The sequence below is a fragment of the Mesorhizobium caraganae genome (assembly GCF_016836705.1).
Lineage (GTDB): Bacteria > Pseudomonadota > Alphaproteobacteria > Rhizobiales > Rhizobiaceae > Mesorhizobium > Mesorhizobium caraganae.
In genome coordinates, this window is sequence record NZ_JAFCGY010000001.1 from 1,342,225 (window position 1) to 1,361,754 (window position 19,530).

Annotated in this window: 18 protein-coding genes and 1 other RNA gene; 13 read left to right on the top strand and 6 right to left on the bottom strand. The window is 62.7% G+C overall.

The window, feature by feature from the left end; all coding sequences use genetic code 11:
• Positions 1 to 28 precede the first annotated feature (28 nt).
• The 3 genes from JQK88_RS06490 to JQK88_RS06500 form a co-directional block, all read right to left on the bottom strand.
• Positions 29 to 1,897, bottom strand: a complete 1,869-nt coding sequence (locus JQK88_RS06490) for an extracellular solute-binding protein (RefSeq protein WP_203277796.1) — start codon at positions 1,895 to 1,897, stop codon at positions 29 to 31.
• The gene (locus JQK88_RS06495) at positions 1,897 to 3,774 is read right to left on the bottom strand and encodes an extracellular solute-binding protein (RefSeq protein ID WP_192249848.1); all 1,878 of its coding nucleotides are present in this window, start codon (positions 3,772 to 3,774) and stop codon (positions 1,897 to 1,899) included. The genes JQK88_RS06490 and JQK88_RS06495 overlap by 1 nt, the downstream gene beginning before the upstream one ends.
• A gap of 152 nt (positions 3,775 to 3,926) precedes the next feature.
• Positions 3,927 to 4,586 (bottom strand): c-type cytochrome, encoded by a 660-nt coding sequence (locus tag JQK88_RS06500; RefSeq protein ID WP_192249851.1) that lies wholly within the window; start codon positions 4,584 to 4,586, stop codon positions 3,927 to 3,929.
• Positions 4,587 to 4,778: 192 nt separating this feature from the next.
• On the opposite strand from JQK88_RS06500, the gene JQK88_RS06505 reads away from it, so the two are divergent.
• Both JQK88_RS06505 and JQK88_RS06510 read left to right on the top strand, forming a co-directional pair.
• Positions 4,779 to 5,507 carry a 3-deoxy-manno-octulosonate cytidylyltransferase gene (locus tag JQK88_RS06505; protein ID WP_192249853.1) on the top strand — a complete coding sequence of 243 codons (729 nt, stop codon included), beginning with the start codon at positions 4,779 to 4,781 and terminating at the stop codon, positions 5,505 to 5,507.
• 9 nt (positions 5,508 to 5,516) lie between these two features.
• Positions 5,517 to 6,380 carry a prephenate dehydratase gene (locus JQK88_RS06510; RefSeq protein ID WP_112560690.1) on the top strand — a complete coding sequence of 288 codons (864 nt, stop codon included), beginning with the start codon at positions 5,517 to 5,519 and terminating at the stop codon, positions 6,378 to 6,380.
• Here the strand turns inward: JQK88_RS06510 and JQK88_RS06515 are convergent.
• From JQK88_RS06515 to JQK88_RS06525, 3 genes are read right to left on the bottom strand one after another with little or no spacing between them, the layout of a single operon-like run.
• Positions 6,377 to 6,682 carry a Dabb family protein gene (locus JQK88_RS06515; protein ID WP_192249856.1) on the bottom strand — a complete coding sequence of 102 codons (306 nt, stop codon included), beginning with the start codon at positions 6,680 to 6,682 and terminating at the stop codon, positions 6,377 to 6,379. The two genes, JQK88_RS06510 and JQK88_RS06515, sit on opposite strands and share 4 nt — an antisense overlap.
• A 22-nt stretch (positions 6,683 to 6,704) precedes the next feature.
• A complete protein-coding gene (nudC, locus tag JQK88_RS06520) occupies positions 6,705 to 7,646 on the bottom strand; it encodes an NAD(+) diphosphatase (RefSeq protein WP_203277797.1) in 942 nt (313 codons plus the stop codon).
• Positions 7,647 to 7,683: 37 nt separating this feature from the next.
• A complete protein-coding gene (locus JQK88_RS06525; RefSeq protein ID WP_112560693.1) occupies positions 7,684 to 8,103 on the bottom strand; it encodes an HIT domain-containing protein in 420 nt (139 codons plus the stop codon).
• Between the two features lie 158 nt (positions 8,104 to 8,261).
• On the opposite strand from JQK88_RS06525, the gene ffs reads away from it, so the two are divergent.
• From ffs to JQK88_RS06580, 11 genes are all read left to right on the top strand, one after another.
• Positions 8,262 to 8,358: signal recognition particle sRNA small type (gene ffs, locus JQK88_RS06530), an RNA gene on the top strand.
• Between the two features lie 105 nt (positions 8,359 to 8,463).
• Positions 8,464 to 10,281 carry a DNA polymerase III subunit gamma/tau gene (locus JQK88_RS06535; protein ID WP_203277798.1) on the top strand — a complete coding sequence of 606 codons (1,818 nt, stop codon included), beginning with the start codon at positions 8,464 to 8,466 and terminating at the stop codon, positions 10,279 to 10,281.
• A 30-nt stretch (positions 10,282 to 10,311) separates the two neighbouring features.
• Positions 10,312 to 10,635 (top strand): YbaB/EbfC family nucleoid-associated protein, encoded by a 324-nt coding sequence (locus JQK88_RS06540; RefSeq protein ID WP_112560695.1) that lies wholly within the window; start codon positions 10,312 to 10,314, stop codon positions 10,633 to 10,635.
• A 216-nt stretch (positions 10,636 to 10,851) separates the two neighbouring features.
• Entirely contained in the window at positions 10,852 to 11,820 is a 969-nt protein-coding gene (locus JQK88_RS06545; protein ID WP_192249867.1) for a cell wall hydrolase, read from the top strand.
• A 97-nt stretch (positions 11,821 to 11,917) separates the two neighbouring features.
• Positions 11,918 to 12,523: a recombination mediator RecR gene (gene recR, locus JQK88_RS06550; RefSeq protein WP_192249870.1), complete on the top strand. Its 606-nt coding sequence runs from the start codon at positions 11,918 to 11,920 to the stop codon at positions 12,521 to 12,523.
• 179 nt (positions 12,524 to 12,702) lie between these two features.
• Entirely contained in the window at positions 12,703 to 13,980 is a 1,278-nt protein-coding gene (locus JQK88_RS06555; protein WP_203277962.1) for a lytic murein transglycosylase, read from the top strand.
• A 266-nt stretch (positions 13,981 to 14,246) separates the two neighbouring features.
• A complete protein-coding gene (locus tag JQK88_RS06560) occupies positions 14,247 to 15,884 on the top strand; it encodes an ABC transporter substrate-binding protein (RefSeq protein ID WP_203277799.1) in 1,638 nt (545 codons plus the stop codon).
• Positions 15,885 to 15,902: 18 nt separating this feature from the next.
• On the top strand, positions 15,903 to 16,970 hold the full coding sequence (locus JQK88_RS06565; RefSeq protein ID WP_192249876.1) for an ABC transporter permease: 1,068 nt from the start codon (positions 15,903 to 15,905) through the stop codon (positions 16,968 to 16,970).
• Positions 16,967 to 17,887 (top strand): nickel transporter permease, encoded by a 921-nt coding sequence (gene nikC / locus JQK88_RS06570; protein WP_192249879.1) that lies wholly within the window; start codon positions 16,967 to 16,969, stop codon positions 17,885 to 17,887. Before JQK88_RS06565 ends, nikC begins: the two co-directional genes overlap by 4 nt.
• Positions 17,884 to 18,729 carry an ABC transporter ATP-binding protein gene (locus JQK88_RS06575; protein WP_203277800.1) on the top strand — a complete coding sequence of 282 codons (846 nt, stop codon included), beginning with the start codon at positions 17,884 to 17,886 and terminating at the stop codon, positions 18,727 to 18,729. The genes nikC and JQK88_RS06575 overlap by 4 nt, the downstream gene beginning before the upstream one ends.
• The gene (locus tag JQK88_RS06580) at positions 18,726 to 19,472 is read left to right on the top strand and encodes an ABC transporter ATP-binding protein (RefSeq protein WP_203277801.1); all 747 of its coding nucleotides are present in this window, start codon (positions 18,726 to 18,728) and stop codon (positions 19,470 to 19,472) included. The genes JQK88_RS06575 and JQK88_RS06580 overlap by 4 nt, the downstream gene beginning before the upstream one ends.
• The last annotated feature ends 58 nt before the right edge of the window (positions 19,473 to 19,530 follow it).

Genomic DNA, 19,530 nt, shown 5'->3' on the forward strand with positions numbered 1-19,530 from the left:
GGCCGCCAGTCCTGCGCGAACGGTCATGTCAGGCTTTGCCAATTTTTGCCGCCTTGTCCTTGTCGACCCACCACAGCGCTTCGACCGGAAAGCCGAAATCGGGTTTCCGCTCGGGGAAACCGAACATATCCCAATAGGCGCTTCGGTGATTCGCCAGGAACCAACTTGGAATCCAATCGCGTCGTGCACGCAAGACCCGGTCGAGCGCGCGCATAGCAATTGTCAGACTTTCGCGATCCTCGGCGGCGCCTGCGGCGTCGACCAGGGCGTCGATGGCCGGGCTCGATGTTCCCGGCAGATTGCGTGTTCCCGACAGGGTGGCGGCTCGCGAATGAAAAAACAGTTCCAGATCGTCACGGGTTGGCGTGGCGCCGAAAATGAAGGCAGCCGAAATGAGGTCGTAATCGAACGAATTCTGTCGCAGCTGATATTGCGCCGCATCGACCAGCCGGATCGAGGCATCGATGCCGACCGCCTTCATGTTTTCGATCCAGGGAGAGTAGACCTGTTCGAAAACCTGGTCGTCGACCAGGAACTCTGCCGATAGCCGCCCGCCCTTGTCGTTCACGACGAAATCGCCGGAGCGTTTCCAGCCGGCCTCGGTTAAAAGCTTGGCCGCCTTGCCAAGCAATCGGCGGTCACGGCCGGAGCCGTTCGATACGTCTTGGATCACGGCTTCGCCAAAAGCCTCAGCGGGGATCTGATCTCGCAGCGGTTCGAGAAGAGCCAGCTCTTGCGGCGACGGCAAGCCTTCGGCACGAAAATCGGATTGCTCGAAGCAGGACTGCGAGCGCTCATAGGAGCCGTAAAAGAAGTTGCGCCGTGTCCATTCGAAGTCGAAGCAGAGGCCGATCGCCTGGCGCACGCGCGAATCGCGGAACTGCTCGCGCCGCTGGTTGACGGCGGTGGCCTGCATGGACGGCATGGTTTCAGCCGGGAATTCGTGCTTCACCACCTTGCCGGCAATGAAAGCGGGGAAATCGTAGCCAGTCGCCCAAATGCGGGAGACGGCTTCCTCCTTGTAGAGGATTTCTCCCTTCTTGAACGCCTCGAAGGAAGCGTTGCGATCCTGATAGAACTCGACGCGGATGCGACCGAAATTGTCCTGCCCGCGATTGACCGGCAGGTCGTTGCCCCAATAGTCAGCCACGCGCTCATATTCGATCCACGCCCCCGCCGACCAGCGGCCGACCTTGTAGGCGCCTGACCCCAGTGGCGGGTTCATCTGCGAGGAATCGAACGGGTTGGCAGTATAGAAAGCCTTTGACAGGATCGGGAACGCGACGACGTTGAGGATGGTGCGGCTTGTCTGCTTGCCGGAGAATTTGAGCTGCAGCGTGTGGGTATCCACGGCGATCGCGTCATCCAGATGCGTCAGTGTCAGCGAAAAGTCCGGATGGCCCTTGTCCTTGAGTAGCTTGAAGGTGAAGGCGGCGTCTTCAGCGGTAAGCGGCGTGCCGTCATGGAAACGGGCTTGCGGGCGCAGCGAGAAGGTGAAACCGTTCCGGTCGTCGGAGATCGTCACCCCGTCGGCGATCAGCCCGTAGACGGCGTCAGGCTCGTCATATGCCCTCACCATCAGCGCGTCGAAGCACATCTCCATGCGCTGCGGAGAATCGCCCTTGGGCACGAAACAATTCAGCGTGTTGAAGGTCAGCGGCGTCTGGTTCCAGCCCCAGGTGCGTGGCAGGAAATTGAAGGTGCCACCTTGCGGCGCATCGACATTGACATAGTCGAAGTGGGTGAAGTCCGGTTTGTATTTGAGGTCACCGAAAGCCGATAGTCCGTGCAGCTTCACGCCGGTCGGGCTGGCAGCGAAAGCCTTGCCCGGCAGCAGCGCAGCAGCGGCGGCGGCGCCACCGAGGGCCAGAAAGTCGCGGCGAGGAAGCACCGCCATCAATTGCTGCCCTTGTACTTGGCGGCCAGCGCCTTTTCCTTGTCCGCATCGATCCACCAGGAATCGATGTCGGCGCCACGGTAGCCGGGCTGCTTTTCCGGGATGCCGAACTTGTTCCAGTAAGCGAGCCATACCACGGCGCGGTAGTATTGCGGCACGACATAGTAATTCCACAGCAACACGCGATCGAGCGCATGCGTGGTGGCGACGAGGTCATCGCGGTCCGTGGCAAAAATGATGCGGTCGACAAGGTCATCGACGACCGGGTTCTTGATGCCGGAATAGTTGCGCGATCCCGCTGTGTCGGCTGCTTTCGAACTCCAGAAATCGCGCTGCTCGTTGCCGGGCGATTCCGACTGCTGAAGCTGCCCTGTGATCACGTCATAATCGAAATTTCTGACGCGGTTCGTGTACTGGCTCGGGTCGACGATGCGCAATGTCGCATCGACGCCGATCTTGCGCAGATTGGCGATCCAGGGGCTGGAGATAACCTGGTCAGTTTCACCCGAGCCGAGGATTTCAAACTTGAATGGCTCGCCGGTCTTGGCGTTGACCATCTTGCCGCCCTTGATCACCCAGCCGGCCTGCGCGAACAGGTCGACCGCCTGCTTCAGATACTTGCGCTCGGCCTGCGGCGAATCGTAGACCGGCAGCTTGAATTCCTGGGTGAACAGTTCGGGCGGCAGCTTGTCGCGGTACTTCTCCAGGATTTCCAGTTCCTTGCCTTGCGGCAGGCCGCTGGATGCCAGTTCCGTGCCTTGGAAATAGCTGTGGGTCCGGCTGTTGAAACCGAAGAACAGCGTGCGGTTCATCGATTCGAAATCGAAGGGGTAGGTGAGCGCGGCCCTGACCAGACGATCGGCAAACAGCTTATGTCTCTGGTTGAGCATGAAAGCCTGCATCGGCTCGGGCGAGGTGGTCTTGAATTCTTGCTTGATCACGTCGCCGGCCTTGATCGCCGCGAAATCGTAAAACGTCGCCCAGCGCTTCGAGCTGTTTTCCGGCTTGATGTCGTCAAGCCCCCCCTTCTTGAACGCCTCCCAGGAGGCGTTGTCGTCAAGAATGTAGGTGAAATGCTGGGTGTCGAAATTCTCGCGGCCGATTTTCACCGCCAGCTTGGCGCCCCAATAATCGGGCACGCGCTGCCAGACGATTTCCGACCCCGCTTTGAAACTGGCGATCTTGTAGGCAGCCGAGCCCAGCGGCGGCTCCAGCGTCCCCTTGGTGATGTCGCGCTTCTTGCCGTTGGCGTCGGTGCCTTCCCACCAATGCTTGGGCAGCACAACGAGATCGCCGAGGATCTTGGGCAATTCGCGATTGCCCTTCTGGTCGAAATGAAATTCGACCTCACGGTCCGAGACCGCGACTGCGTCGGTGACGTTTTCGAAATAGCGGCTGTACATCGGGCTGTTGGCCTTCAGCACCTGGAACGACCAGATCACGTCCTCGGTGGTTATCGGCTGCCCGTCATGCCATTTCGCGCGTGGGTCGAGTCGGTAGGTGGCCGAGGAATAGTCGGTCGGGTATTTGTAGGCATCGGCGATGAGCGGGTGGCTGACGCTGCCTTCGTCAGTCGCCTGATCCATCAGCGTGTCGTAGAGCAGGCCGCCGCCAAATGGCTGCAGGCCGGCCGCCGGCGAGCCCTGCACGATGTAGGGATTGAAGCTGTCAAATGTGCCGGAAACGACCGAATTGTAGGTTCCGCCCTTCGGCGCGTCCGGGTTCACATAATCGTAGCGTTGGAAATTCTCGCCATATTTGGAGGGACCGATCAGCGAGGAGGTGGTGTGCCATTCATCCGGGAAGGCTGCCTGCAGGCCGCCTGCGAGGGTGGCCACAACCAGAAAGGACCTCAGAAGCGTACGGCCAACCGTCATGCGTTCTCCTCTTCGCGATGCCTGGCAATCCTAGATGATTTGACGCCGGTGAAAACCGCCATGCGCCGGCTTTGTCGCCGCATATGCGATTTTCCTAACAGAAAAGCCGGGCTGAACCCGGCTTTTCTGAGGTCATCGAGATGACAATTCGGTTATTTGGCAGGTGCCGGAGCCGGTGCTGCGGGAGCGGCACCTTCAGCCGGCTTCGCCGGAGCGGCACCTTCGGCGGGCTTGGCCGGCGCCGTTGCGTCAGCTGCTGCACCGGGGGTCGGCAGCGGCTTCGGGCTGTCCGACAGCGTGCGCAGATAGGCGATGACGTTGGCGCGGTCCTCGTCCTTGGGCAGGCCGGCAAAGCCCATCGCCGTGCCCTTCACGAACTTCTTCGGCGAGGTGATGAAGTGGTTGATGTTGTCATAGGTCCACTTCTCCGCGCCGCCCTTGGAGAATTCCTTCATGCCGGCCGAATAGGCAAAGCCCTCATGCTCGGCGACGGGGCGGTCGACGATGTCCCAGAGGTCCGGGCCGACCTTGTTCGGGCCGCCCTTTTCGCCGGAATGACAGGCCTGGCATTTCTTGAACACGGCCGCACCTTGCTCGACATTGGCGGTGGCCAGAAGGTCGGCGATCGGCTTGGCCTCGGCCGCGGGTCCGGCGCCACCACCTTCGGCCGGCTCGGTCGCCTCGATGGCGTAGCCGGGCTTTTCCGGCGCCGGCGAAGCAAACAGCGCGTCAGACACCAGGCCGACCGAGAAAACGACGAAACAAGTTCCGAGCAATCCGGCGAGCAGCTTGTTGACTTCGTTGGAATCCATGCGCCCCTTGCTCCTTTTTCCGGCGGACCGATCGTCCACTCCGTCCGTCGGTATCGTGACCCGCCCCGTCGAGCCGGTCAAATCGGGGCGGAAACTAGGTCTTTTGCTCCAGCGTTGCAACACCTATAAGGGCGCTTCCAGTGAGACCTTTTGCCACTTTTCCCATTGTCTTTTCAAACGCCAGCAGCCCCAATGTCCACGCTCATCCTGATCCCGGCCCGCATGGCCTCGACGCGCCTGCCGGGCAAGCCGCTGGCCGATATAGAAGGTGCGCCGATGATCGTGCATGTCGCCCGCCGCGCCGCCGAGGCCGGGCTTGGCCGGGTGGTGGTGGCAACCGACACGCAAAGCGTGGCCGAGGCCGTGCGCGTTCACGGTTTCGAGGCGGTGATGACGCGGGTCGACCATGAATCCGGCTCCGACCGCATTTTCGAGGCGCTGACCGCGCTCGATCCCGGCCGCAAGGTCGAAACCATCGTCAATGTGCAGGGCGACCTGCCGACCATCGATCCCGAAATCATTGGGGCGGCGCTGCGGCCTTTCGAGGACCCTGCGGTCGACATCGCCACGCTCGGCGTCGAGATCGTCCGCGACGAGGAAAAGACCAATCCCAACGTCGTCAAGATCGTCGGTTCGCCACTGTCGGCGACGCGGCTCAAAGCGCTCTATTTCACCCGCGCCACCGCGCCCTGGGGCGAGGGGCCGCTCTATCACCATGTTGGCCTCTACGCTTATCGCCGCGCAGCGCTCGAGCGCTTCGTCGCGCTGAAACCGTCGCCGCTGGAACGGCGCGAGCGGCTGGAGCAGCTGCGGGCGCTGGAGGCCGGCATGCGCATCGACGCCGAGATCGTGCAATCGCTGCCGCTTGGCGTCGACACGCCGGAAGACCTCGAACGCGCCAGAACCATCCTTTCAACCTGAGACATCGGCATGCCTGAAAAGACCAACAGAATATCCTTCCAGGGCGAGCCCGGTGCCAATTCCGACACCGCCAGCCGCAACATGTTCCCGTCGATGGAGCCGTTGCCGTGCCCGACCTTCGAGGATGCCTTCAACGCGGTCGAGACCAATAAGGCCGACCTCGCCATGATCCCGATTGAAAACACCATCGCCGGCCGCGTCGCCGACATCCACCATCTGTTGCCGGAATCGAAACTGCACATCGTCGGCGAGTATTTCCTGCCGATCCATTTCCAACTGATGGTGCTGCCGGGCGTCAAGCGCGAAGAGATCAAGACCGTCCACAGCCACATCCATGCGCTGGGGCAGTGCCGCAAATACATCCGCAAGAACGGCTGGAAGCCGGTGGTCGCGGGCGACACAGCGGGTTCGGCCAAGCTGGTTTCCGAGCTCAAGGACCGCACCATGGCCTCGCTCGCGCCCGCACTTGCCGCGGAGCTCTATGGCCTCGACATCATCGAGAAGAATGTCGAGGACACCGACTCGAACGTCACCCGTTTTGTCGTGCTGACCAAGAACAAGCAGTGGGCCGAGCGGCCCTCGGCCGACACCAAGATGATGACGACCTTCATCTTCCGCGTCCGCAACGTGCCCGCAGCACTCTACAAGGCGATGGGCGGCTTTGCCACCAACGGCATCAACATGACCAAGCTGGAGAGCTACCAGCTGGGCGCCTTCACGGCGACGCTGTTTTACGCCGACATCGAGGGCCATCCCGACGATCCGCTGGTCAAGCTGGCGCTGGACGAGCTGCGCTTCTTCTCGCGTGAAGTGCGCATCCTGGGTGTCTATCCCGCGAGCGAGTCGCGCGAGCAGTGGAAGGTCGCGGACTAGACCAAAAGCGCCAGCGGCACGTAGTCGATTTCCATGAAGGTCGCGACTTCCGGCACCCAGCGGTCGCGCACGAAGGCGACATGGTCGGGATGCTCATTGTATCTGGTGTAGGCCGCCTGATCCGCGAACTCCATCGAGAAGCCGAAGTGATAGTCGTTCTTGGGACTGACCTGCCGCAGCGGCTCGAAATGGGTAACGCCCTTGATCGCGCTGAGAATGCGCTTGGCGTCGGAGAGGAACCGTTTTTCCTCCAGCGAGTACTGCGGGTGCTTCAGGGTGAAAACCACGGTGTGACGGATCATTTCTTGCTCCCGTTATCCCTATTTACTCGCTGTCGACCCAGGCGCGGATCAAATGATGCGCGATGGCGCCTTTCGGCGGCGTCACCAGATTGTGCTTGTGCGTCCTCTCCAGCATAGAGCGCACTTCGTCGCGGAAAAACCAGCGGCAGTCCTCCAGCTCGTTCAGGTCGGCCTGGATATCCTCGTTGAGCGGTTCGCCGAAACAGCCGATCATCAGTGAATAGGGAAACGGCCAGGGCTGGCTGGCGTGGTAGACGACGCGGCCGAGTCTGATGCCGGCTTCCTCCAGCGTCTCGCGGCGCACCGCCGCCTCGATCGTCTCGCCCGGCTCGATGAAGCCTGCAAGCGCCGAATACATTCCCGGCCCGAAATGCCGGCCACGGCCGAGTAGGCATTTCTCCCGTGTCGCCGTCAGCATGATCGCCACCGGATCGGTGCGCGGAAAATGCTCGGTGCCGCAGTTGGGGCAGTGTCGCTTGTAGCCGCCGGCACGCATTTCGGATTCATGGCCGCATTTGCTGCAGAAGCGATGGCTGGCATGCCAGGCAAGCAGCGCCGCCCCTTGCGCCAGTGCGCCCGCCGCCGCTTCATCGATCAGCCCCTGCATGTAGACCGAGCGATAGTCGATGGCCTTGATGGTCTCCGGCAGCTGTTCAGGATCGAGGCCGACCGGCACGGCAAGCACCGGATTGCTCTCGGCAAAGCCGAGCAGCACGCCTTGCGCGAAGGACGGCTGCAGCACCTCGCTGCCGGCGACATCGAACCAAGGGTCGAAGTTGCCGTCGCTGAGTTTCAGATAAAGCCGGCCACCACGCATCGGCAAAAGCCGTGCCGTCGGGTCGGCCAGCGCCTTTTCGACGGAATCATCGGCGCGGGTCTCGGATTGCCGGTCGATCGTGTTGCCGGCAAAACCGACAAACTGGCTCGGCTCGCGCAAGGGCGCGTCAAACAGGCGAAAGGTCATGGAGGCTCGAAGGTTCAGGGATGGACACGAGCGCAGTTTATAGCGCCGCCTTTATCTGTTGCGCAAACCGGCGGATTTCGGAGCGTTGATAGGGTTCGCGCATGCCGTGCCCCCATACCGGACCCGGCCAGCCCGGATCGCCTTCCGACCGGGCGATGACATGGACATGCAGTTGCCGCACGATGTTGCCGAGCGCGCCGGTGTTGATCTTGGTGCAGCCGGTGGTTCTTTTCAGCGCCTGCGCTACCATATTGGTCTCGAAGGTCAGCATCGCCTGGTCGAGCGGCGTCATGTCGTGGATTTCCTCGATGCCGGGCCGCTGCGGTACCAGGACCAGCCATGGCCAGCGGCGGTCGTTCATCACTCTGAGTTCGCACAGGCCGAGCCACATCAACTGCTCGCTGTCCGCCTCCAGCCTGGAGTCGAGCGTGAATCCGGCCTTGAGGCCCGGCAGCATTGGCGTTTCCCTTGCGTTTCTCGCATTATTTCCCAAACTCATGAACGCTAGAGCGGCTGCACGGGGGCTGCAAGCGATTCATTGAGGGGCGGAGCTCAAGGGCGTCCGATTCTCATGCACCCTTGCATTTCATCGCGCAATTGCCGATATGGAACGCGGGAGGTTGGTGGTGGACGATCCACTCGCCAACCGGGTCAGGTCCGGAAGGAAGCAGCCCTAACGAGCCCGGAACGGGTCATTGTTCCAGCCTCCCACCTCATCGGCCCCTCTCGCGACATTGACGACGCATTGCAGCGCGGGCGAGACTATTAGCAGGAATCGGCCACCTCGGACGCGGCCTTTTTGGAGCTTTACGGGCGAATGAGCGAAGCCGGAAATTCGGGCCCAGAAAACCTGGATAAGCAAAAGGCCGCCGCTTATCGTGTGCTGGCGCGCAAATACCGTCCGTCGAATTTCTCCGAACTGATCGGCCAGGAGCCGATGGTCCGCACCCTGACCAACGCTTTCTCCACCGGCCGCATCGCCCAAGCCTGGATGCTGACCGGCGTGCGCGGCGTCGGCAAGACGACCACGGCGCGTATCCTGGCGCGGGCGCTCAATTACAAGACGCCGACAGTCGACCAGCCATCGGTCGACCTTGCCGTCCTGGGCGAGCATTGCCAGGCGATCATGGAAGGCCGCCATGTCGACGTCATCGAGATGGACGCCGCTTCCCACACCGGCATCGACGACATCAGGGACATCATCGAGCGCGTGCGCTACGCCCCGGTGTCGGCGCGCTACAAGGTCTACATCATCGACGAAGTGCATATGCTCTCCACCCAGGCCTTCAACGGCCTGTTGAAGACGCTGGAAGAGCCGCCGCCGCACGTCAAATTCATCTTCGCCACCACCGAAATCCGCAAGGTGCCGATCACCGTCCTGTCGCGCTGCCAGCGCTTCGATTTGAGGCGCATCGACGCCGGCGCGCTGGTCGCGCATCTGTCGTCCATTGCCGGCAAGGAAGGCATATCGGTCGACGACGACGCGCTGGCGATGATCGCGCGCGCCGCCGAAGGCTCGGCCCGCGATTCGCTGTCCATCCTCGACCAGGCGATCGCCCATGGCGGCGGCGCCGTCAGTGCCGAGGCGGTGCGCGCCATGTTGGGGCTGGCCGACCGCGCCCGCATCGTCGACCTGTTCGAACATGTGATGAAGGGCGATGTCGCCGCTGCGCTCGCCGAATTCCGCAACCAGTACGACACCGGCGCCGACCCGGCCGCAGTGCTCACCGATCTGGCCGAATTCAACCATCTCGTCACCCGGCTGCGCTTCGTGCCGACGGCCGCCGACGATGCCTCCCTGTCCGAGGACGAGCGCCGGCGCGGCGCCGACTTCGCGAGCACGCTGTCGGTCAAGGTGTTGTCGCGGACCTGGCAGATGCTGTTGAAAGGCATCCCAGAGGTGCAGTCTTCCAACCGCCCAGTCAGCGCTGGCGAAATGGTGCTGATCCGGCTGGCGCATGCCGCCGACCTGCCAACCCTGGACGAGGCCCTGAAATCGCTGGAGAGCGGCGCTTCCGTCTCGAGTGGCACGCCGCGTCCGAACGGTGCGCCGACGAGCCCAGGCAATGGCGGCGGCGCAAGTGCCGTGGCGCAGACGCGGATGCCGTCGCCCGGCAGCGGCGCGCAGACGATGCGCCTGGTCGAGCCCGAACCGCTGCCGGCCAGCTTCGTTGCGCCCCCGGAGCCGGTCGTTGAGACGCCGCCGGTGCCGGTGAAATCGCTGGCCGACATCGTCGCCCTTGCCGACCAGCAGCGCGACATTGCCTTCAAGGTGCAAGTCAAGCGCTGCGTGCGACTGGTGCGCATCGAACCCGGCCGCATCGACGTCAGCCTGACCGACGATGCGCCGAAAATGCTGCTCAACGAGTTGACTGCCAAGCTGCGCGCCTGGACCGGCCGCAACTGGCTGGTATCGCTGTCGAAGGAAGAAGGCGGCCAGACGCTGGCCGAGATGGAATCGACCAAGCGCGAGACCGCCTTCTCCGATGCGAAAAGCGACCCGACAGTCGCCGCCATCCTGGCGCGCTTTCCCGGCGCCAAGATCATCGACGTGCGCATTCCCGACGCGCCGGACGTCGACACCGACAAGGCCGAAGTGCCGGTCGAGCCACCGGCCGACGACGACGAAACCTGACCACAGCACGAATCCGCAAAGGACCCGACCATGAAAGATCTTCTCGGCCTGATGGGCAAGGCGAAGGAAATGCAGGCCAAGTTCCAGGCCATGCAAGACGAGATCGCCACGCTTGAAGCAAGCGGGCAGGCCGGCGGCGGCCTGGTCAGCGTCACGCTGACCGGCAAGTTCGAAATGAAGTCGCTGAAGATCGATCCGTCCCTGTTCAAGGAGGACGATGTCGAGATCCTCGAAGACCTGCTTCTGGCCGCCCACAATGACGCCAAAAATAAGGTCGAGCAGATCATGCAGGAGAAGACCAAGGCGCTGACGGCAGGCTTGCCGATCCCGCCCGGAATGAAATTGCCGTTCTGAGCCGGCTTCACCAGTTAATTGATTATGAACGGAAATCGGTTGCGGGGGCTATTGTTAAGACTTTCCCCGGCTTTGCTCACGCGGACATATCCGGGCATTTATAAAGTTTTACCTATGCTGCACGAATGCTAATCCTTTAGCCATCTTTTTGCCTTTAAGAGTCTCATTCTTGCCACATCCTGGGACGGGCGGCATCTGGAAAATGAGGCACTTTTGTTGATCGCGACGCGATGGAAGACGCCGCTGTTGCTCGGCATCATCTTCTCCCCTTTGTTCCTGGCGGGTTGCAGCCAGACCACTTCTTCTCACGGCATGTCGGTCGCCAGCCTGACCGACGCCATAACCCCCAGCTTCCTCTCAACGCGCGCCTACCGCAACACGCCGAAGGAGAAGGAATGCCTGGAGCGGGCAATGTTCTTCGAATCCAACCGCTCGAGCCGCGACGGCATGATCGCCGTCGGCACGGTGGTGATGAACCGGCTGCGCTCCGGCAACCATGGCAGCACCATCTGCCAGGTGGTGGGCGAACCGGGCCAGTTCGCGCCCGGCGTGATGACGCGGCCGATGAATTCCAAGGCGATGCCCGATGTCGAGGAAGCCGCCGAGGCGGTGCTCAAGGGCGAGCGCAAGGCCAAGCTGAAGAACACGATGTACTTCCACACAGCCGGCCTGAAGTTCCCCTACAAGAACATGCACTACACCATGGTTGCCGGCGGCAATGCTTTCTACGAGAAGCGCGGCCGCAACTGGCAGCCGCTGCCGGATGAACCGACGACCATGGTTGCTTCAGTGACGCCGCGCGCGCCCGTGGCTGAAGCGCCCGTGCAGGTGGCTTACGCCGAGCCGGTGGTGAAAACGATCGTCCGTCCGGACCCCGCCAAGCAGGCCGCAGCGGCTCGCGCGGCCAAGGCTAGCCAGGCCCCGGTCGAGCAGACCTATGTGACGGCTGCTGTGGCGCCCGCCAAGGGCGCCCGCGTCGCCGCCAAGCAGACGGAAGTGGCGATGCAGGAGCCGATGGCCGAGCCCGATGCCTCGCGGTTCGGTGGCACGCTGAACGCCCGCTACATCACCTCGGTACCTTCGGCGACGCAGGAAGCGTCGATGGGCTTCCAGTCGACACCCGAGAACACCGACGCCATCGGCGCGATGATTGCCGACCAGACCCGGCCGCTCTCGGCCTACTAACGCCTGAAGCCTTTTCAGAGCCCGCCATGGCAGCATGGTGGGCTCCATGCGTTTGGTGCATGTTTCAAAGCGCGCCGAAAAATCCTAGATCAGTGCGATGTCCAAGCGAATCGCCGGTCCCGAGATCGAACGCCTGATCCAGCTCCTGGCCAAGGTGCCGGGGCTCGGGCCGCGTTCGGCGCGGCGCGCGGCACTGCACCTCATCAAGAAGAAGGAGCAGCTTTTGTCGCCGCTCGCCGCAGCCATGGCCGAGGCGGCCGACAAGGTGCGCATCTGCACGACCTGCGGCAATGTCGACACAGCAGATCCCTGCATGATCTGCACCGATCCGCGCCGCGATGCCTCAACGCTGATCGTCGTCGAGGACGTGTCGGATCTCTGGGCGCTGGAGCGGGCAGCGGCGATGAACGTGCGCTACCACGTGCTCGGCGGCACGCTGTCGCCGCTCGACGGCATCGGCCCCGAACAACTCAACATCCGCTCGCTGGTCGACCGTGTTGCCGGCGGCGAGGTGAAGGAGGTGATCCTCGCCGTCAACGCCACGGTCGAAGGCCAGACGACGGCGCATTATCTGACCGACCAGCTCTCGGGTTTCGAGGTCAAGGTGACCAGGCTCGCGCATGGCGTGCCGGTTGGCGGCGAGCTGGATTATCTCGATGAGGGTACACTGGCCGCCGCGTTGCGATCGCGGACGGCGTTTTGACGCAATTGGCGGGAAAAGTGGCCTCTGAGATGACAGCATTCCCGCCCACCCCCCTCTGTCCTGCCGGACATCTCCCCCGCAAGGGGGGAGATCAGATGTCATCGCAGCTTTCGCCAATCACCCACGTTGGAAGAAGACCGTCGCCAATGAAGCTGCCAATCTCCCCCCTTGCGGGGGAGATGTCCGGCAGGACAGAGGGGGGTGTGAAGGAACGCAAACCTCTCAGATTGGCCCTACTTTTATTTTTCACAGCCCTCGCCGCTCTCCTCCTCATCTCCCCCGCCCCCGCCGCCAAAATCGACGACCAGTTCCGCGCCTGGCTGCAGACCGACCTTTGGCCCGAAGCAAAAGCCAAAGGCATCTCCAAATCCACCTTCGATTCCGCCTTCGACGGCGTGAAGCCCAACCTCAAATTGCCCGACCTCGTCCTACCCGGAGAAAAGCCCAAAACCCCGCAAAAGCAACATCAGGCCGAGTTCGGCTCGCCTGGCGCCTATTTCGCCGAAAAGACGGTGCGCGCCGTCACCGCTGGCGGTCGTACGCGCGAGGCGGCCAACGCCAGGACGCTGGCCGCCATCGAGAAACGCTACGGCGTGCCGGGTGAAGTGCTGTTGGCGATTTGGGGCCGCGAGACCGGATTCGGCGCGGCGAAGATGCCTTACGACGCGTTCGAGGTGCTGGGCACCAAGGCGTTCATGTCGACCAAGAAAGACTTCTTCCGCACTGAAGTGCTGGCCGCACTCGAAATCGTCGAGCGCGGTCTGGCGCCGGTCGGCGCCATGAAATCGTCATGGGCCGGCGCGCTCGGCCAGCCGCAATTCATGCCGACCTCGTTCCTGAAGCATGCCGTCGATTTCGACGGTGACGGGCGCCCCGACATCTGGAATTCGACGCCTGATGTGCTGGCCTCGATCGCCAACTATCTCGTCCACTACGGCTGGGTGAAAGGCCGCGGCTGGGGTTTCGAGGTGACGGTCCCGGAGAGCGTCTCCTGCTCGCTCGAAGGTCCCGACCAGGGCAAGAAAATCTCAGCCTGGGCGGCGATGGGCATCAGCCGTGTCGGCGGCAAAGCCTTTCCAGCCAGCGAATTGAAGGCCGAAGGCTTTCTCTTGATGCCTGCCGGGCGCAGCGGCCCGGCCTTCATCGCCACACCGAATTTCTACGTCCTGAAAGAGTACAACACCAGCGACCTCTACGCCCTGTTTATCGGCCATGGCGCCGACCGTATCGCTCATGGCGACGCTGACTTCGCCGGCAGTTGGGGTCCGGTCGGCGGGCTGCACCGTTCCGACATCGCCGCCCTGCAGCGGGCGCTGGAGGCAAAGGGCTATGATGTCGGCAGCGCCGACGGCTTGCCCGGCTTCAAGACCCGCCGCTCGATCGGCAGCTGGCAGAAAAAGAACGGCCGCGCCGCCACCTGCTTTCCCGACGCCGATCTGGTCGCCGCGATCAAGTAGCACTGACAAGAGCAGATTTTTCCCGATCGGCGATCGCAATTGGCCGGCCATGCTTCGACGTGCGCAATGCATTCCGGTCCAGTATCAGTATCCCGGCTCGCAAATGCCCGTTGCCGGCTTGAAGGCTGCCGGATAGGGTGTTGACCAACTGGACAAAAACCAACACGGTAAAGGGTGAACGGTCGTCCTACGACCGCGAAAAACAACGCTGCAGCCCTGAGCAGGGAACTCGGGGTCAACAATCAACAAAACAGGGAACAATCACCATGTTGATGGAAAAGTTTGCTCTACGCTCTCGCGCATTGCTCGCAGGAGCCGCGCTGTCCGCGCTGCTTGTGGCGCCTGCCTTCGCCGTGACGCCTGCCGACACGCTGGTCGAAGGTTTTGCCATCGACGACATCATCTCCATGGATCCGGGCGAGGCGTTCGAGCTGTCGACGGCCGAGGTCACTGGCAACACCTATGACCTGCTGGTCCGCCTCGATCTCAGCGACACCTCCAAGGTCAAGGGCGATCTCGCCGAAAGCTGGACCGTCTCCGACGATGGCCTGGTCTATACGTTCAAGCTCAAGCCCGGCCTGAAATTCGCCTCCGGCAATCCGATCACCGCGGCCGACGTCGCCTATTCGTTCGAGCGCGCCGTCAAGCTGGACAAGAGCCCGGCCTTCATCATCGGCCAGTTCGGCATCAGCGGCGACAATGTCGCCGACAAGGCCAAGGCCGTCGATGACACGACCTTCCAGTTCACCGTCGACAAGGCCTACGCGCCGAGCTTCGTGCTGAACTGCCTGTCGGCAACCGTCGCCTCGGTGGTCGACGCCAAGCTGGTCAAGGAACATGTCGCCGCGGTGACGCCGAGCGCCGACTACAAATGGGACAATGACTTCGGCAATGCTTGGCTGAAGACTGGCTATGCCGGTTCCGGCCAGTTCAAGCTGCGCGAATGGCGCGCCAACGAGGCCGTCGTCATGGAGCGCAACGACAATTACAATGGCGAAAAGGCCAAGCTCGCCCGTGTCATCTATCGCAACATGAAGGAAAGCTCGGCGCAGCGTCTGGCGCTTGAGGCCGGCGATATCGACGTTGCCCGCAACCTTGAGCCGAACGATCTCGACGCCATCGCCAAGAACGCTGACCTCATCACCACAAGTGCGCCGAAGGGCACGGTCTACTACATCAGCCTCAACCAGAAAAACCCCAACCTCGCCAAGCCCGAAGTGCACCAGGCGTTCAAATATCTGGTCGACTATGACGCTCTCGGCTCCACCATCCTCAAGGGCATCGGCGAGATCCACCAGACCTTCCTGCCGAAGGGCGTGCTCGGCGAACTGGACGAGAATCCGTTCAAGCTCGACGTCGCCAAGGCCAAGGAACTTCTGGCTAAGGCCGGCTTGCCCGACGGCTTCAGCGTCACCATGGACGTGCGCAGCAAACAGCCGGAGACAGGCATGGCCGAATCGATGCAGCAGACGCTGGGTCAGGCCGGCATCAAGCTGGAGATCATCCCCGGCGACGGCAAGCAGACGCTGACCAAGTACCGCGCCCGCAATCATGACATCTATATCGGCCAGTGGGGCCAGGACTATTTCGATCCGAATTCCAATGCCCAGACCTTTGCCTCGAACCCCGATAATTCGGACGCCGGCAAGTCGCACACGCTCGCCTGGCGCAACTCTTGGGACATTCCGGATCTGACGAAGGAAACGGAAGCGGCTCTGCTCGAGAAGGATGCCGGCAAGCGCGCTGACATGTACAAGGATCTGCAGCAGAAGATCCTCGACACCAGCCCCTTCGTCATCATTCACCAGCAACTGGAAGTGGCCGGCCTGCGCAAGAACCTGAAAGGTTTCGCGCTCGGCCCGAGCTTCGACACCAACTTCGTCGGCCCGGTCTCCAAGGAATAACGCCGGCGGACGCGCCGCATGAGTGCAGCTGAAAACGAAGTGGCGGCGGGGCGCGGCAGCGCTCGCGCCGTCGCTGTCGCATCATTCATCGGCCGCTTCCTGGTCATCGCGATCACGACCTATCTTGGCCTGCTCGCGGTGACCTTCTTCATCGGCCGTGTCATCCCGATTGACCCTGTGCTGGCGGTGCTGGGTGACAGGGCGCCCCTCAATGTCGTCGAGCGCACCCGTCGCGAAATGGGCCTCGATCTGCCGCTCATCGAGCAGTTCTATATCTACGTGAAGAATGCCCTGAATGGGGATTTCGGCACGTCGGTGCTGACCACCAATCCGGTGATGACCGACATCCGTCGTGCCTTTCCAGCAACCATCGAACTGGCGACTTTGGGAACTCTGATCGGCTCGGTCATCGGTGTGCCGCTTGGTGTGCTGGCAGCGGTTAAACGCGGCAGCCTGATCGACCAGATCGTGCGTGTCATCGGCCTGATCGGCTATTCCGTGCCGATCTTCTGGATCGGGCTTCTGGGGCTTGTCCTGTTCTACGCCAAGCTGCAATGGGTGGCTTTCCCGGCCCGCCTGGACGTCGTCTACGAATACACCTTCACGCCGATCACCGGCTTCTATCTGCTCGACGCCGCGATGCAAGGCCAATGGGATGTCTTCTACGACGCCTATCGCCACATCGTCCTGCCGGCCTCGCTGCTCGGCTATTTTTCGCTCGCCTATATCAGCCGCATGACGCGCTCCTTCATGCTGAACGAGCTGTCGCAGGAATACATCGTCGCCGCACGCGCCAAGGGCCTGTCGGAAACGCGCATCATCTGGGGCCATGCGCTGCGCAACGCGGCCGTGCCGATGGTCACCGTAATCGCGCTCTCCTATGCCGGGTTGCTCGAAGGTTCGGTGCTGACCGAGACCGTGTTTTCCTGGCCCGGCATTGGCCTCTACATCACCAATTCGCTGCAGAACGCCGACATGAACGCGGTGCTTGGCGGCACCATCGTCATCGGTTCGGTGTTCATCGGCATCAATCTCCTGTCCGACCTTCTCTACAAGCTGCTCGACCCGAGGACCAAGACAGGATGAGTATCGCGACCGTCCAGACCCGTCGTGACTGGCTGCTCAGCGATCGGCCGGCCTCGCGCATGCAGGCAAGGCTCGGCCGCGCCTATGTCGCCTGGCGGCGCTTTTCCGCCAACCGGCTGGCGTTTCTTGGCCTGCTGATCATCATCGCCTTGCTGGTGGTCGCTGCCTTCGCCGATGTGCTGGCGCCCTATTCGCCGACCGTCGGCGATTTGAAGAACGCGCGGCTTTTAGCGCCGAGCAGCGCGCATTGGTTCGGCACCGACGATCTCGGCCGCGATATCTATTCTCGCATTCTCTTTGGCTCGCGATGGACGCTCTATGTCGTCACCCTCGTCGCCATCATCGCAGCCCCCATCGGCCTTGTGGTCGGCACCGTCGCCGGCTATGCCGGCGGCTGGACCGATGCCATTCTGATGCGCATCACGGATATCTTTCTTGCCTTCCCCAAGCTGATCCTGGCGCTGGCCTTTGTCGCAGCACTTGGACCAGGCATCGAAAACGCCGTGCTCGCCATCGCCATCACCTCCTGGCCGCCTTACGCCCGAATTGCCCGTGCCGAAACGATGACGGTTCGCAACTCGGATTACATCAAGGCGGTGCAGTTGATGGGCGCCTCGCCGTTCCGCATCGTGCTGCGCCACATCATGCCGCTCTGCATCTCCTCGCTGATCATCAGGGTGACGCTCGACATGGCCGGCATCATCCTCACTGCCGCCGGTCTCGGCTTCCTCGGCCTCGGCGCGCAGCCGCCGCTGCCGGAATGGGGCACCATGATCGCATCCGGCCGCCGCTTCGTGCTCGATCAGTGGTGGGTTGCCGGCGCGCCGGGCTTCGCCATCCTGATCGTCAGCCTAGGCTTCAACCTGCTCGGCGACGGTTTGCGCGACGCGCTCGATCCAAGGAGCGGGGACCAATGAGCGACGCGACAGGCACATTGCTGGAGGTCGACGATCTGCGCGTCGATTTCCCGACCCGCACCGGCCTTGTCCAGGCGGTGCGCGGCGTCTCCTTCTCGCTCGGCCGCGAGCGGTTGGGCATTGTCGGCGAAAGCGGTTCCGGAAAGTCGCAGACCGGCCGCGCCATTATGGGGCTGACGCCGCCGCAGGCCCTTGTGTCGGCGAAGAAGCTCGCCCTCGACGGCATCGACCTTCTGGCCATGCCGGCCCGCCAGCGCCGGGCGCTGCGCGGAAAGCGCATTGCCATGATCCTGCAGGATCCGAAATATTCGCTCGACCCGGTGATGAGCATCGGCCGCCAGATCGTCGAGACGCTGCGCACGCATGAGAAGGTCTCCAAGGGGGAGGCGCGCGAGCGGGCGCTGGCGATGCTGGAAGCGGTGCAAATCCGCGACCCGGCGCGCGTCTTCGACCTGCATCCGCACGAGGTCTCCGGCGGCATGGGCCAGCGCGCCATGATCGCCATGATGCTGATTGCAGGGCCGGAACTGATGATCGCCGACGAGCCGACCTCGGCGCTCGACGTCACCGTGCAGCTCGACGTGCTCGGCATCCTCGACCGGCTGGTCAGCGAGCGCGGCATGGGGCTGATCTTCATCTCGCATGATCTGCGGCTGGTTGCCTCCTTCTGCGACCGCGTCATTGTCATGTATGCCGGCAAGGTGGTCGAACAGCTCAAGGCCTCGGAATTGCGCGAAGCCCAGCATCCCTACACGCGCGGCCTGCTCAACTGCATGCCCAAGATCGGTTACGAACGCCATCCGCTGCCGGTGCTCGACCGCAAGCCGGAGTGGGCGGCATGACACCAGCCATTTCCATCGACGGGCTGGCGGTGGTGTTCGACCGTTTTCGCGCGCTGAAGGGTGTCAGCCTGGAGGTGCAGTCGGGTGATTCCTTCGGCCTGGTCGGCGAGAGCGGTTCCGGCAAGTCCACGCTCCTCAAGGCGATTGCCGGTCTCGTGCCGGCAGCGTCCGGAACTATCACCGTCAACGGCAAGACACTCGGCGCCCGCCGCGACAAGGCCTTTTATCGCGAAGTGCAAATGGTCTTCCAGGACCCGTATGGCTCGTTGCACCCGCGCCAGACCGTCGACCGCCTGCTGCAGGAGCCGCTCGCCATTCACGGCTTTGCCGACGGCGAACAGCGTATCCAGCGCGCACTGGACGAGGTCGGCCTCGGCAACGGCTTCCGCTTCCGCTACGCGCATCAATTGTCCGGCGGCCAGCGCCAGCGCGTGGCAATCGCGCGAGCGCTCATCCTCGAGCCCTCGATCCTGTTGCTCGACGAGCCGACCTCGGCGCTCGACGCCTCGGTGCAGGCCGAAGTGCTCAATCTGCTGGAAGAGGTCCGCCGGCGGCGCAAACTGACCTTCCTGATGGTCAGCCACGACCTCGCCATCATCACCCATATGTGCGAACGGCTGATGGTGATGCAGAGCGGCGAGGCGGTGGAAAATCTCACCGCAAGCCAGTTGATCGGGCACCGGGTGACCATGGATTATACGCGCAACCTGTTGAGGGCGAGCGAGGGGTTTGTAAGGACGTAGCAGGTCGACGTCGCGATCTGTCGCGCCCCCCTCTGGCCTGCCGGCCATCTCCCCCACG